General features: G+C 68.6%; 13 protein-coding genes. 10 read left to right on the top strand and 3 right to left on the bottom strand.

The annotated features are described in order from the left end of the window. Positions 1-29 precede the first annotated feature (29 nt). The 4 genes from AC5Y5V_RS26035 to AC5Y5V_RS26020 all read left to right on the top strand — a co-directional run bounded on the left by AC5Y5V_RS26035 (position 30) and on the right by AC5Y5V_RS26020 (position 3,785). Positions 30-1,115 carry a 2Fe-2S iron-sulfur cluster-binding protein gene (locus AC5Y5V_RS26035; protein ID WP_499940842.1) on the top strand — a complete coding sequence of 362 codons (1,086 nt, stop codon included), beginning with the start codon at positions 30-32 and terminating at the stop codon, positions 1,113-1,115. 347 nt (positions 1,116-1,462) lie between these two features. Next, entirely contained in the window at positions 1,463-2,740 is a 1,278-nt protein-coding gene (locus AC5Y5V_RS26030) for an aminotransferase class I/II-fold pyridoxal phosphate-dependent enzyme (protein WP_499940840.1), read from the top strand. A 49-nt stretch (positions 2,741-2,789) separates the two neighbouring features. After that, entirely contained in the window at positions 2,790-3,062 is a 273-nt protein-coding gene (locus AC5Y5V_RS26025) for a chorismate mutase (protein ID WP_499940838.1), read from the top strand. Positions 3,063-3,251: 189 nt separating this feature from the next. Further along, positions 3,252-3,785 carry a hypothetical protein gene (locus AC5Y5V_RS26020; RefSeq protein WP_499940836.1) on the top strand — a complete coding sequence of 178 codons (534 nt, stop codon included), beginning with the start codon at positions 3,252-3,254 and terminating at the stop codon, positions 3,783-3,785. A 96-nt stretch (positions 3,786-3,881) separates the two neighbouring features. On the opposite strand, the gene AC5Y5V_RS26015 is transcribed toward AC5Y5V_RS26020, so the two are convergent. After that, positions 3,882-5,975: an acyl-CoA dehydrogenase family protein gene (locus AC5Y5V_RS26015; RefSeq protein WP_499940895.1), complete on the bottom strand. Its 2,094-nt coding sequence runs from the start codon at positions 5,973-5,975 to the stop codon at positions 3,882-3,884. 283 nt (positions 5,976-6,258) lie between these two features. Here AC5Y5V_RS26015 and kstR point away from each other — a divergent pair, with 283 nt between their 5' ends. Next, positions 6,259-6,858, top strand: coding sequence for a cholesterol catabolism transcriptional regulator KstR (gene kstR, locus AC5Y5V_RS26010; protein ID WP_499940892.1), 600 nt, complete (start codon positions 6,259-6,261; stop codon positions 6,856-6,858). A gap of 4 nt (positions 6,859-6,862) precedes the next feature. Here kstR and AC5Y5V_RS26005 read toward each other — a convergent pair whose 3' ends face one another. Beyond that, positions 6,863-7,942, bottom strand: a complete 1,080-nt coding sequence (locus AC5Y5V_RS26005) for an Rv3575c family transcriptional regulator (RefSeq protein WP_499940835.1) — start codon at positions 7,940-7,942, stop codon at positions 6,863-6,865. Between the two features lie 78 nt (positions 7,943-8,020). Here AC5Y5V_RS26005 and AC5Y5V_RS26000 point away from each other — a divergent pair, with 78 nt between their 5' ends. From AC5Y5V_RS26000 to AC5Y5V_RS25980, 5 genes are read left to right on the top strand one after another with little or no spacing between them, the layout of a single operon-like run. After that, the gene (locus AC5Y5V_RS26000) at positions 8,021-8,728 is read left to right on the top strand and encodes a sensor domain-containing protein (RefSeq protein WP_499940834.1); all 708 of its coding nucleotides are present in this window, start codon (positions 8,021-8,023) and stop codon (positions 8,726-8,728) included. Between the two features lie 38 nt (positions 8,729-8,766). Next, a complete protein-coding gene (locus AC5Y5V_RS25995) occupies positions 8,767-9,537 on the top strand; it encodes a LamB/YcsF family protein (protein ID WP_499940833.1) in 771 nt (256 codons plus the stop codon). Beyond that, positions 9,537-10,457, top strand: coding sequence for an MBL fold metallo-hydrolase (locus AC5Y5V_RS25990; RefSeq protein ID WP_499940832.1), 921 nt, complete (start codon positions 9,537-9,539; stop codon positions 10,455-10,457). The genes AC5Y5V_RS25995 and AC5Y5V_RS25990 overlap by 1 nt, the downstream gene beginning before the upstream one ends. A 4-nt stretch (positions 10,458-10,461) precedes the next feature. Then, positions 10,462-11,694, top strand: a complete 1,233-nt coding sequence (locus AC5Y5V_RS25985) for an SLC13 family permease (RefSeq protein ID WP_499940831.1) — start codon at positions 10,462-10,464, stop codon at positions 11,692-11,694. A gap of 1 nt (position 11,695) precedes the next feature. Next, positions 11,696-12,595: an NHL repeat-containing protein gene (locus AC5Y5V_RS25980; protein ID WP_499940830.1), complete on the top strand. Its 900-nt coding sequence runs from the start codon at positions 11,696-11,698 to the stop codon at positions 12,593-12,595. On the opposite strand, the gene AC5Y5V_RS25975 is transcribed toward AC5Y5V_RS25980, so the two are convergent. Next, complete coding sequence (locus AC5Y5V_RS25975; RefSeq protein ID WP_499940829.1) at positions 12,544-13,974, bottom strand: cytochrome P450; 1,431 nt, start codon at positions 13,972-13,974, stop codon at positions 12,544-12,546. The two genes, AC5Y5V_RS25980 and AC5Y5V_RS25975, sit on opposite strands and share 52 nt — an antisense overlap. Positions 13,975-13,977 lie beyond the last annotated feature (3 nt).

Raw genomic sequence — 13,977 nt, 5'->3', positions numbered from 1 at the left:
AGTGGATTAAACGAAGAGAGGACGAGGCGTTGACCGACGCGATTCCCGACGAGCCGCTCGGCGATCATGTCCTTGAACTGCAGATCGCCGAGGTCGTCGCCGAGACCGACGACGCGCGGTCGCTGGTCTTCTCGGTTCCGGACGGCTCGGGAGACCCGGACGTCCCACCTGAGCGGCTGCGCTACGCGCCCGGGCAATTCCTGACACTGCGCGTCCCCAGCGATCGCACCGGTTCCGTCGCCCGCTGCTACTCGTTGTGCAGCTCGCCCTACACCGACGACGCGCTGACCGTCACCGTCAAGCGCACCGCCGACGGATACGCGTCCAACTGGCTGTGCGAGAACGCGCAGGCGGGCATGCGCATCCACGTGCTGGCGCCGTCGGGCAACTTCGTGCCCAAGACGCTCGATGACGACTTCCTGCTGCTGGCGGCGGGCAGCGGGATCACCCCGATCATGTCGATCGCCAAATCGGCGCTGTCCGAGGGCAGCGGACAGGTCACGCTGCTCTACGCCAACCGCGACGACCGCTCGGTGATCTTCCGCGACGCGCTGCGCGAGCTCGCGGCCAAATATCCCGACCGCCTCACCGTGGTGCACTGGCTGGAATCGCTGCAGGGACTGCCCAGCGCAGCCGCGCTGGCGAGGCTGGCGTCGTCGTACGGCGAACGGCAGGCGTTCATCTGCGGGCCCGGGCCCTTCATGGAAGCGTGCCGGGAGGCACTGATGACGCTGCAGATGCCCGCGGAGCGGGTGCACATCGAGGTGTTCAAGTCGCTGGATTCCGACCCGTTCGCGGCGGTGAAGATCGAAGACGCGCCCGACGGAGAAGACTCCGCGCCGGCCACCGCGGTGGTCGAATTGGACGGGGAAACCCACAGCGTCGCCTGGCCGCGGCACGCCAAACTGCTCGACGTGCTGCTGGCCGCCGGGCTCGATGCGCCGTTCTCCTGCCGGGAGGGCCACTGCGGCGCCTGCGCCTGCACGCTGAAGGGCGGCAAAGTCACGATGGAAGTCAACGACGTGCTCGAACAGCAGGACCTCGACGACGGGCTGATCCTGGCGTGTCAGTCGCACCCGGACACCGAATCGGTGGAAGTGACCTACGACGAGTAACGCTCGTCGGCTCTGCGCCCGTCGAACTAATTGTCGGTAATTTCAAAAATACCTTCGCCAGCCTGAGCGCACCCGATTCGTTGCGCTCCGCGTTCTTTACTCGGCGGGGTGTCGGATGTCATACCTGTCCTAACACCCAGGTGCCCGGCCATTTCCGCCGGACCAATGGTGCGCCACGCCCAGAGATTCGCAACCAGCACAGCACCCTTCCAGGAACTTCTTAACCTGCTCTTGGCTTAGTTAATTACCGTCACCCGTGGTTGCGTCCCTGCTGTTACGCAGGCCGCAAGAATGGCCAGAAAATACCGGACAGAGCATTAGCAAAACCCGAAAGGACCGTGGTTCGCGTGAGCACTCCCGAAATCGAGATGGTCGACGCCTTGTTTAACGACGCCGTGGCAATGGGCACCGTTCAATTGACCATCGAGGATCCGCAGTTGGTCGGCAACGTCGTGCATATCCGAGGTCGGGCGCTGCGCAACTTCGGCTCATGCAGCTATCTTGGGCTGCAACAGCACCCGGCGCTGGTCGAGGGAGCGATCGACGCGGTCCGTCGGTACGGCACGCAGTTCTCGTCGTCACGCGCGTACGCATCGGTGACGCTCTACAACGAATTGGAGCAACTCCTCCACAACATTTTCGGCGTACCCGTAATCGTGGCACCCACAACGACTCTGGGTCATGTGGCCGCGATGCCGGTGCTGGTAACCGCAGAGGACGCGGCACTCGTCGACAAGCAGCTACACAACAGCGCACAGATGGCGGTGGCGCTTTCGGCGGCGCGAGGAGCCCATGTCGAGACCGTCAGCCACAACGACGTCGAGGCGGTGCGGATTCGCGCCCTCGAACTCGCGAAAGAGCGCAAGCGGGTGTGGTACCTGTGCGACGGCATCTACAGCATGTTCGGCGATTTCGCCCCGATGGGGCCGCTGATGGACCTGCTCGACGAGATTCCGCAACTTCACCTGTACGTCGACGACGCGCACGGTGTCGGCTGGTTCGGCCGGCACGGCCGCGGATACGCGCTGGACCGCGCGGGGTTGAACCCCAGGGTGGTGGTGGCCGCGGGCTTCGCGAAATCGTTCGCCGGCGGTGGGGCGGCGATGGTGATCGCCGACGCCGACGACCGTCGCCGCGTGCGCAATTGCGGTGGGCCGATGACGTTCTCGGGCCCGCTGCAGCCGGCGATCCTCGGCTCGCTGGTCGCCTCGGCGAAGTTGCACCTGTCCGGCGAGCATGTGGAACGCCAGCGGGCGCTGGTCTCCCGCCTGGCGCACGCCAACCGGCGCGGGCTGGAACTCGGGTTGCCGATTATCAGCTCGCCCGATTCACCGGTTCGCTTCCTCGGGGTGGGCCAGGAGGCGGTGGCGCACAAATTGGTTCGCCAGCTTATCGTCGCAGGCTTTTGGACCAATGTGGCCGGGTTTCCCGCGGTACCGAAGGGGCGCGCGGGCGTGCGATTCACCATTACCAGCGATCAGACGTTTGAGGACATCGACGAACTGCTCACCACGATGGCGATTCTGTTGCCCGCGTGCCTGCGCGAATCGGGCAGCACAGTCGACGAGATCGACGGCGCATTCGCGCGAATCCGCTCGAGGCTCAACGTCGACCTCGCCGCATAGGTCCGCAATTACCCCAACGCCACCTGAATAGAAACGAGAATTTGTCGACATGACGACTGAAATGGTCGATTGCGAATTGCCCGAGAACATCGAAGAGCTAGTCAGAGAGGTCGATTGGCTGGACGCGCAGATCCTCGCCGCGGTGAAGCGGCGAGCGGAAGCGTCCCGGATCATCGGCAGGGTTCGCATGGCGTGCGGTGGCACCCGGTTGGTGTACAACCGCGAGATCAAGGTCATCCAGCGCTACGGCGCGCTCGGACCCGAAGGTAGGGACTTGGCATTGCTGCTGCTCCAATTGGGCAGGGGACGACTCGGCCGCTAGTGGCACGACTGCTCTGAGGGCGATTTTCCCCGCCGGTTTTCGCCCTCAGAGCACGTCGGGCGCAGCGGAAGACGCGTCACCCGACTCGGCCTGTCAATCGCTCACGGAATCTGGTTCGGTAGAAGAGACCTGCGACGTGTCGTCGCAGCGTTAAGTTCTGCGTCAGGTCCACGAGGGAAGGGCGGCGGGATGAAGCGGTTGGTGATGGGTTTGGCTGTCGTCGGGCTGATGTTTCCGTTCGCGCCCGCCGGGGTTTCGCAGGCGGCGAGCAACACCGCCTCCACCCTCTTCCCGCTGGACGGCCCGAATCAGCTCGAGACCCATATGTTCCTCAACTGCTTCAAGGCAGACGGCCACTGCGACTTCGTCGCCGGCGCCCAAACGCGCACGCCCGACGGCGTGACGGGCTTCCCCGCCGGACTCTGGGCCCGGCAGACCACCGAAATCCGAGGGACGAATCGGTTGGCGTACATGGACGCGCACGCCAACGGGGAGCACGAGCGGGTGATGAAGTCGATGGGGTCCATCGAGATCACCACCGTCTACTTCGGCGAGGGCCCTCCGGACAAGTACCAGACCACCGGCCGCATCGACTCGACCAATTGGTCGACCGGGCAGCCGATGACCGACACAAACGTCATCGCGTGCACGCACGTGCAGGTGGTCTACCCCGGGGTCAACATCACCTCGCCCAGCACCTGCGCGCAGACGAATTTCGGCTGATCGCCGGCTTGGCGCGCTGGTGTGTCGAAAGTGAAATCAATGCGAAAACTCGCGCGTGATTTCGCAGTGGTTTCACGTTCGGCGAAGGGGCCTTGCCTAGCGCGGTAGGCCGAGCAGCCGCTCGGCGGCGACCGTGAGCAGGATCTGCTCGGTGCCCCCGGCGATGGTGAGGCAGCGGGTGTTGAGGAAGTCGAACACCGCGCGGTTGCGCACGAGACCGCCGCCGTCGGAGACGTCCATCGTGAATTCGGCGAGGGCCTGCCGGTAGCGGACCCCGATGAGCTTGCGGACGCTGGACTGCGCGCCGGGATCCTGGCCGCCGAGGGCCAGCTGAGCGATGCGCTGGTCCAGCAGCGCGCCGGTGGCCGCGGTGACGATCAGGCGTCCCAGCCGGTCCTGCTCGGCGGCGTCGAGATCCAGCTCGGCCAGCATCGCGAGCAGCTCTTCCATCGGGTTGCCCAGCGCGGTTCCGCTGGCCATCGCGATGCGCTCGTTGGCCAGGGTGGTGCGGGCCAGCCGCCAACCGTCGTTCACCGTGCCGACCACCATCTCGTCGGGCACGAAGACGTTGTCCAGGAAGACCTCGTTGAACAGCGAGTCGCCGGTGATCTCGCGCAGCGGGCGGATCTCGATGCCGGGCGCTTTCATGTCCAGCAGGAAGTAGGTGATGCCCTTGTGCTTCGGCGCATCGGGGTCGGTGCGCGCCAGGCAGACGCCCCAGCGGGCCTTGTGTGCCGCCGACGTCCACACCTTCTGACCGGTGAGCAGCCAGCCGCCGTCGGACCGCACTGCCTTGGTGCGCAGCGACGCCAGGTCCGAACCGGCTCCCGGCTCGGAAAACAGTTGGCACCACAGGAAATCGCCACGCAGGGTGCCCGGCACGAACTGCTCGATCTGTTCGGGCGTGCCGTGCTCGAGGATGGTTGGCGCCGCCCACCACCCGATCACCAGGTCCGGCCGCGCGACACCGGCGGCCGCCAACTCCTGATCGATCAGCAGCTGCTCGGCCGCCGACGCGTCGCGTCCGTACGGCTCCGGCCAGTGCGGCGCCTGCAACCCGGCCTCGGCCAGCGCCACCTGCCGCTTGTCCTCGGGCAGCGCGGCGACCTCGGCGACGGCGGCGGCGATCTGCGGCCGCTGGCCTTCCACCTCGGACAGGTCGACGCCCAGTTCCCGACGGACGCCGCGCTGGGTCAGCGCGGTGACGCGGCGCAGCCAGCGTTCGGCGCCCCCCAAGAATCGGCCGATGCTGTGGGCTCGCCGCAGGTAGAGGTGCGCGTCGTGTTCCCAGGTGCAACCGATGCCGCCGAGCACCTGGATGCAATCCCTGACGTTGGCCTTCGCGGTGGCGATGCACGTGGCGGCGGCCACCGCCGCGGCAATGGCGAACTGGTCCTCGTCGGACTCGTCCGCGCCGCGGGCGGCATCGGCGGCGACCACCTCCGCCTGCTCGGCGCGACACAGCATCTCGGCGCACAGGTGCTTGATGGCCTGGAAGCTGCCAATCGGCTTGCCGAACTGCTCACGCACCTTGGCGTAGGCGACGGCGGTGTCCAGGGCCCACCGGGTCACCCCGGCCGCCTCGGCCGCCAGCAACGTCGCGGCCAGATTCTCGACCCGCTCGGACCGAACCGGTACGGCCGCCGCGCCGTCCAGCGTGACCCCAGCAAGTGGCCGGGAGAAGTCGGCGGCCGCCAAGGGCTCGAGTGAAACCCCGTCGCCGTCGGTGTCGACCAGCAGCCAGGTCCCGTCGGCCGGGAGCAGCAGCAGGCCCCCGGCTGCGCCACCGAGCGCATACGGCACGGTGCCCGACGCCCGCGAAGACCCTTCGTCGAACCGCACGTCGGCGTCCAGGGCGACGCCGGCGAAGCGTGCGCCGGATGCCAGCGGCTCGGGGTCGGGCACAACCAGCGTGGCCAGCGCCGTCGTCGCCACCGGGCCGGGCACGAGCGCCTTGGCCGCTTCCTCGACCATCGCGCACAGGTCCTCGATGCGGCCGCCCGCGCCGCCCTGGTCTTCGGCGACGGCGACACCGAACAGCCCGAGGTCGGCCAGGCCCGCGAACACCGGCCGCCAGGCGTCGGCGTCGCCCTGTTCGGTCGCGCGAATCGCCTCGGTACCGAGCTTGCGGGCCCAGTCGCGCACCAACTCACGCGCTGCGGTCTGTTCGTCGGCGACGGTCGCTACCACGGGTGAGTCCTCCACGTCCTGGATTCGGCCTGACAATGGGCGGTTCCGCCCAGCCCTAAAACAGACTAGAACGTGTTCTAATAGTGCCAGTGGTCGACCTTCAAGTCGAACCCATTCCAGCAGCACACGTGGTTGTCTTGGCGACCGGGAGGTGAGAAATTCACACTCGAGATGCGTATCGTTTGCGAACGAAGCGCCAGGAGAAGGAGCTACCCGCCAGATGTCGCCAGCGAACACTAACCAGGGCCGCGCCACTGACGCGCAGCCGCGCGAGGTGGTGAACGTGGCGGTATTGGCTGAGTCGGAATTGGGTTCGGAGGCACAGCGGGAGCGCCGCAAGCGCATCTTGGACGCCACCATGGCAATCGCGTCGAAGGGCGGCTACGAGGCGGTGCAGATGCGCGCCGTGGCGGACCGGGCCGACGTGGCGGTCGGCACGCTGTACAGGTACTTCCCGTCGAAGGTGCACCTGCTGGTGTCGGCGCTGGGCCGCGAGTTCACCCGCATCGACGCCAAGACGGACCGCTCCTCGGTGGCCGGTGGCACACCGTTTCAGCGGCTGAATTTCATGGTGGGCAAGCTCAACCGCGCGATGCAGCGCAATCCGCTGCTGACCGAGGCGATGACGCGCGCCTACGTGTTTGCCGACGCGTCGGCGGCCAGCGAGGTCGACCACGTCGAGAAGCTGATCGACGGCATGTTCGCGCGCGCGATGGCCGACGGCGAACCGACCGAGCACCAGTACCAGGTTGCACGCGTGATCTCCGACGTCTGGACGAACAACCTGCTGGCCTGGCTCACCCGGCGGGCTTCGGCCACCGACGTCAGCAACCGGCTGGAGCTGGCCGTGCGGCTGCTGATCGGCAATCACGAGAACTGCTAGCGGACTAGGCCGGCGGCCCGGCAGTGCGGCCCCGGATGAGCTCGGTGTCCAGGAGTTCGACCACCGGCAGGCCGGACCGCGGCGGCTTCTGCACCAGCTCACCGGCCCGACGGCCCTTTTGCAGGCTGGGCTGCGCCACCGTCGTCAGACCCCGGCTGATCGCCTCCGACACGCCGTCGAATCCCGTGACGGTCATCTGGCCGGGCACGTAGATGCCGTGTCCGCGCAGGTAATCCATGGCCGACAGCGCCAGGATGTCCGCGGTGCACATCAGCGCGGTGATGCGCGGGTTGGACTCCAGAGCCACCTTCGCGGCGGTGCCGCCCGACGTCGGCAGGTGCTCGTCACTTTCGACCACTGTGAGCGAATCCGGGTCGACGCCATGGGCGGCCATCGCCTCCCAGACCCCGATGATGCGTTCGCGCTGCACGTCGAAGGTCGGCGACTTCAGCCGGTCCTTCTCCACCAGGCCCTGGCGCCGGTCCCGGCCGAGGCGCATGGTCAGCAGGCCGATCTCGCGGTGCCCCAGCCCGAGCACGTAGTCGGCGATCCCGCGCATCGCCGCGCGGTCGTCGATGCCCACCCGCGATACCCCTTGCAGGTCGATGGGCTGGTCGACGACCACGACGGGCAGCCGCCGCTGCAGCACCACCTGCAGGTAGGGGTCGTCGTCGCGCACGGAATACACCACGAAGCCGTCCACTCCTGCCGAGAGCACCGCGGAGGTGCCGTCGGCCAGGCTGCGGCTGGGCCCGACCGCCACCAGCAACAGTCCCTGCCCCAGCTCCTCGCACGACTCCGCAACTCCCGCAACGAAATCCCGCGCAGCCGGGTCGCTGAAGGAGTAGGTCAACGCCTCGGTCATCACCAGGCCGACCGCGCCGGCCCGGCGGGTCCGCAACGAGCGCGCCACCGGATCCGGTCCGGCGTAGCCCAGCCGCTTGGCCGTGGCGAGCACCCGTTCCCGCAGCTCGGGCGACAGCTGATCCGGCCGGTTGAAGGCGTTGGAGATGGTGGTGCGCGAGACCTTCAGCTCGGCGGCCAACGACGCCAGAGTGGCACGTCGGCGCGGAGTGGGACTCACGTTCGGTCAGGCTACTCGAACGCCGCTGTTCGAGCGCTTAAGCTGATCCAACGCAGCGGCCGAAGGTAGGGGGCAACAGTGCGTCAGCACCTCGCCAGGCTGTTGCTGACTTGCCTCTGCACGGTCGCCGTCGGCTGCACCGCCAACATCGGCGGCATTGCGGTTCCCGCGGACAAATCCGGACCCTACGGCGTGCCTGCGGTGCCGGCTTCGGCGCTCGACGGACTGCTGTTGGACCCCGACCAGATCAGCACCGCGCTGGGCGCATCGTCGGTGAAGGTCTGGTTCGACTCCAGGAAGATGTGGGACTGGAGCGGCGATGTGAGCGACGCGGGTTGCCTGGGGGTCGACGGCCCCGCGCAGGACAAGGTGTACGCGCACACGGGCTGGACCGCCGTCCGCGGGCAGCGGCTCGACGACAGCGTCGACGGCTCCCGCAAGCGCGAGCACTACGCCATTCAGGCCGTGGTCGCCTTCCCGTCCGGACGTGAGGCCGCGGCGTTCTACAAGTCCTCGACGCAGAACTGGCCCGCCTGCTCGAACCGCACGTTCTCCGAGCACAGCCCGAATCAGCCGGACACCGTGTGGTCGGTGGCCGAGGTGACCAACGTCGACGGCACGCTCAGCACGACCGAAACCCAGGAGGGCGGCAGCGGCTGGACCTGCCAGCGCGCGCTGACCGTGCGCAACAACGTCGCGATCGACATCGTGGCGTGCAGCTCCGCACCCGGTTCCGCAGCCAAAGACATCGGGATCCAGATCGCCGCCAAGGTGAACCAGAAGTAGGCCGACACGCCGCCCGCAGTAGCCCATAAGCTGGTCGCGTGGGCCGCACCGACCGCTGCATCGACCTCAATGCCGACCTGGGTGAGGGTTTCGGCGTCTGGCGACTCGGTGACGACGACGCCATGCTGGGGATCGTCACCAGCGCCAACGTCGCGTGCGGCTTCCACGCGGGCGACCCGGCCGGCCTACTGCGGGTCTGCCGGTCGGCCGCCGAGCGCGGCGTGCGGATCGGTGCGCAGGTGGGCTATCGCGACCTGGCCGGGTTCGGCCGGCGTTACATCGACGTCGCTCCCGAGGACCTGACCGCGGACGTGGTGTATCAGATCGGCGCGCTGCAGGCGCTGGCGCACGCCGGTGGCTCTACCGTGTCCTATGTGAAACCCCATGGGGCGCTGTACAACACGATCGCCACCGACCGCAGCCAGGCCGCGGCGGTGGCGGAGGCGGTGCGCCTGGTGGACGCCACGCTGCCGGTGCTGGGCCTGGCGGGTTCGGCGTTTTTCGACGAAGCCCGCGATGCCGGGTTGCGCACGGTGGCAGAGGCATTCGCCGATCGTGCCTACCGGCCGGACGGGCAGCTGGTGTCCCGTCGGGAACCGGGCGCGGTGCTGCACGACGCGGATCGGATCGCGCAACGGGTGGTGGGCATGGTGACCGACGGCCAGGTCACCGCGGTCGACGGCAGCCGCATCGCGGTGACCGTGGAATCCGTGTGCGTGCACGGTGACTCGCCCGGAGCGGTACAGATCGCGGCGGCGGTGCGCGATGCGCTGAAGGCCGCCGGATCCGACGTGAAGGCGTTCTGCTGATGCGACTGAAACTGGGCCGTCCCGACATTGAACGCTATTCGGACCGTTTCGACGTCCCCGCCGCCGAACCCGATGCGCCCCTGTCGGTCACGTGGATCGGGGTGTCCACGCTGCTGCTCGACGATGGGTCGTCGGCGTTGATGACCGACGGCTTCTTCTCCCGCCCCGGTCTGGCGCAGGTGGCAGCGGGCAAGGTGTCGCCGTCGTCGTCGCGCGTGGACGAATGCCTTTCCCGCGTGGGGGTTTCGCGGCTTGAGGCGGTCATTCCGGTGCACACCCACTTCGACCACGCACTGGACTCGGCCCTGGTCGCCGAGCGCACCGGGGCGCCGCTGGTCGGCGGCGAGTCCGCGGCCAACGTGGGTCGCGGCCACGGGCTGCCCGAGGACCGCATCACCGTCGCCGTCTCCGGTGAGCCAATTGCGTTGGGCGCCTACGACCTCACGCTGGTGGAGTCGCATCATTGCCCGCCCGACCGGTTCCCCGGGGTCATCGACGAGCCGGTGGTGCCGCCGGTCAGAGCGTCGGCGTATCGCTGCGGCGAGGCGTGGTCGACGCTGATCCACCACCGCCCGTCCGGGCGGCGGCTACTGATCCAGGGCAGCGCCGGCTTCGTCAAGGGGGCGTTGGACGGGCAGCGCGCGGATGTCGTGTACCTCGGCGTCGGGCAGCTGGGGCTGCAGCCGCGGTCGTATCTGCTGGACTACTGGGCCGAGGTCGTGCTCGCCGTGGGCGCTCGGCGGGTGGTCCTGATCCATTGGGACGACTTCTTCCGCCCGCTGTCGGAGCCGTTGCGGGCCATCCCTTTTGCCGCCGACGACCTGGACATGTCGATCCGCACGCTCGACGAGCTGGCCGTGTCCGACGGCGTCTCGCTGCACATGCCGACGGTGTGGCGGCGCGAGGACCCCTGGATCTGAGACGTTGACCCTGCTTCTTGCGTTGCTGCTGCTTGCCGTCGTGCTCGCGTTCGCGGTCGCCCGCCCGCGGGGCTGGCCGGAGGCGGTGGCGGCGGTGCCCGCGACGCTGATTCTGATTGCGACCGGGGCGATCTCGGCACGTCAGGCTTATGCGCAGGTAGCGAGCCTGGCGCACGTCGTCGCATTCCTGGGCGCTGTGCTGGTGCTGGCCAAGCTGTGCGACGACGAGGGCCTGTTCGAGGCGGCGGGCGCGGCGATGGCGCGGGTGGGGTCGCGGGGGTTGCTGCGGAAGGTGTTCGTCATCGCCGCGACCATCACCGCCGCGCTGAGCCTGGACGCCACCGTGGTGCTGCTGACGCCGGTGGTGCTGGCGACGGTCCGCCGGTTGCGAACTCCGGTGCGGCCCTACGCCTATGCCACCGCCCACCTGGCCAACGGGGCATCGCTGCTGCTGCCGGTGTCGAATCTGACCAACCTGCTGGCGTTCGGCCTCGCCGGCCTCTCGTTCGTCAAGTTCACCCTGGTGATGGCGCTGCCGTGGCTGGTGACTATCGCCGTCTTGTACGTGGTCTTCCGGTTGTTCTTCGCCCGCGATCTGCGCGTGCCGCCGGACCCCGAACACGCCGAGGCCCCTCCGCGGCCGCCGGTGTTCGTCCTGACGGTCGTGGGGCTGACGCTGGCCGGGTTCGCGGTCGCGGAATCGCTGGGGGTGGCGCCGGCCTGGGCGGCGCTGGCCGGCGCGTCGGTCCTGGCCGTGCGCAGTCTTTACCACCGGCGCACCTCGGCGCTGGAGATCGTGCGCTCGGTGAACGTGTCGTTTCTGGTGTTCGTGCTGGCGCTGGGCGTGGTGGTGCAGGCGGTGATGGTCAACGGCATGGCGGGGCGCATGTCGGCGGTGTTGCCGTCGGGATCCGGGCTGGTGTCGTTGCTGGCCATCGCCGCGGTGGCCGCAGTGCTGGCCAACATCGTCAACAACCTGCCGGCCACGCTGGCGCTGCTGCCGCTGGTCGCGGCCAGCGGGCCCGCGGCGATCCTGGCGGTGTTGATCGGGGTCAACATCGGCCCCAATCTGACGTATGTCGGTTCGCTGTCGAACCTGCTGTGGCGGCGGGTGCTGCGGCAGTACGACGTCGAGGCCGGCGTCCGCGAGTACACGGCGCTCGGGTTGTGCACCGTGCCGCTAGCGCTGGTGGCGGCGGTGCTCGCACTCTGGGTCAGCATGCGGTTGGCTATGTAGCGTGACACTTTGGCGCGCGGCGGGTGCCCTTGTCCTCGCCACGGGGCTGGCGGCATCGGCCGTGGCCGGTTGTGCGCACTCCCCGCCCGGTCGGCCGCCGAGCGGCGCGACGGCCACCCCGTCGTCGACAGCCCCGCGGTCGTATGCGGCACAGGTCGTGCTGCCGTTCGGCGACTTCATCAATCATCTGGCCGGGTTGGCGGTGGACGCGGGCGGCAACGTCTACGTCCTCGACTCCCACTACGGCAAGGTCTGGAAGTCCACACCGGGAACCAACCCCACCCCGCTGCCCTTCACCGACCTCGGACAGCCCCTCCACGTAGCCGTCGACGCGGGTGGCGTCCTCTACGTGCTCGACGGCCACGGCGGGCGGGTGTTGCGGCTGGCCCCCGGGTCGACCACGCCAACCGTGCTGCCGTTCGGTGAACTCCAACAGCCCGGCGATGTCGCGGTCGACGGCGCCGGCAACGTCTACGCCACTGAACTGGCGACCGACCGGATCCTCAAGCTGTCGGCGGGTGCGACCAGTCCCACCGTGCTGCCGTTTCCCGATACCGGCAAGCCCACCTCCCTGGCGGTGGACTCCGCCGGCAATGTGTACGTGGCACAGCTGTCCACCCACGAGGTGAGGAAACTACCGGCAGGCGCGAGCAGCCCGTCGGCGCTGCCCCTCACCGGCGTCGAGCAGCCCGCCGGCCTCGCGGCGGACACCTCGGGAAACCTCTACGTCAGCGACTACGCGAACAACAAGGTGCTGAAATTTCCTGCGGGCGGCGGCAATCCGACTGCGCTGCCGTTCACCGATCTGAATCAACCGGACGATCTCGCGGTCGACACCGCCGGCAACGTCTACGTGCTCGACGCGGCGAAATTCCGGGTGCTCAAGCTGCCGGTCCGGTGAGCGGACGAGCCGACCCTGTGCACCCGCGCGCGGACCGGCGCGGAGGCCACCACGGTGAACGGCGTCTCCAGCGGGAACGTCAAACCGAGCGATTCGACCTCGGCGGCGCGGACGATCGTGGCCAGCGCGAGCGTGGCCTCCAGCATCGCGAAGTGATCGCCCACGCAGGAGCGCGGGCCGCCGCCGAACGGCAGGAACTGCCAACGGCTTCGGCCCTTCGAACGTTCCGGAAGGAAGCGGTCCGGGTCGAAGGTCAGCGGGTCATACCACAGTGCCGGATCCCGGTGCAGCGCGTAAAAACTCACTATCGCAATGGTTTTCGCCTCGACCCGGTAGCCGTCGACGACGAGGTCGCGGGTCGGCGAACGCGTCGTCGCGGCCCCGGGCGGGCACAGTCGCAGCGCCTCGTGCAGGACCCGCACGGTGAGGTCGAGTCCGACCACGTCGTCCGGCGTCAGCTCCCGATACCCCAGCGCGGCAACCTCCGCGCGCACCCGCTCCTGCAGGCCGTGGTCGTGACCCAGCGACCACAGCGCGTAGGTCAGCGTGGTCGACGTGGTGTCATGGCCGGCGAGCATGAAAAGCACCAGCTCGTGGCAGATCTCGTCATCGGTGAGCGAGCGACCGGTCTCGTCGTCGACCGCTCGCATCAGCGCGCGCACCAGCGGCGCGTCCCGGTCGGGGTCGGTGCGAACCTCGCGCAGGATGTCGGCGGCCAGCCGGTGCAACACGTCGTTGGCCTTGCGCGCGGCCCGCCGACCCGCGGTGGGCAGCCAACGCGGCGGGTTGACCGGCCGGGCCGCACGGTCAGCGACCCACTCCAGCGAAGTGCGCAGCGCCCAGCCGATCTCGTCGGCGCGCTCGTCGAGGTCGGCGCCGAACACCGATCGCCCCAGCGCCCGCAGCGTCAGCTTGCGGCACTCGGCGTCCAGGTCGACGAAAGCGCCGTCGCGCCAACCGTCGACCAGCCCCCGGGCGGCCGCGGCCATGTGCCCCGCATACCGCGTGACGTGACGCTTGGTGAACATCGGCTGCACCGTCCGGCGACGCGGCAACCACTGCTCGTGCGGCAGATTGAGCAGGTTGCCGCCCATCAGCGCGCGCATCTCGACCATGGTCCGGACCCGGCCCCGGTCGGCGATCTCATCGCTGTGGCCCAACAGATCCCGGGCGCCCTGCGGCGTGGCGATCAGAACCACGTTGGGTAGCAGCCACCTCGGCGCGAGGACCAGCCGGGTGACCGGACCTCCGGCATCCAGCAGGTCAGCAAAGCCCTCGATGAACGACCGCACCGACCTGAGCTGACGCCAAAGCGGAAGCGGATTTTTCGGTGCCAGCCTCATCTCGCGGACTTCGGCCTGATCCAGCATCTCAGCCATGCA

This window comes from Mycobacterium sp. NGS68 (genome assembly GCF_059812195.1).
Note: the sequence above shows the minus strand (reverse complement) of the source record. Positions and strands in the feature narration are given on the sequence as shown.

What these genes read in the sequence shown, in the direction of transcription:
- AC5Y5V_RS26025 (WP_499940838.1), top strand. Translation starts at nt 2,790, where the DNA reads ATGACGACTGAAATGGTCGATTGCGAATTGCCCGAGAACATCGAAGAG.
- AC5Y5V_RS26020 (WP_499940836.1), top strand. Translation starts at nt 3,252, where the DNA reads ATGAAGCGGTTGGTGATGGGTTTGGCTGTCGTCGGGCTGATGTTTCCG.
- AC5Y5V_RS25990 (WP_499940832.1), top strand. Translation starts at nt 9,537, where the DNA reads ATGCGACTGAAACTGGGCCGTCCCGACATTGAACGCTATTCGGACCGT.
- AC5Y5V_RS25975 (WP_499940829.1), bottom strand. Translation starts at nt 13,974, where the DNA reads ATGGCTGAGATGCTGGATCAGGCCGAAGTCCGCGAGATGAGGCTGGCA.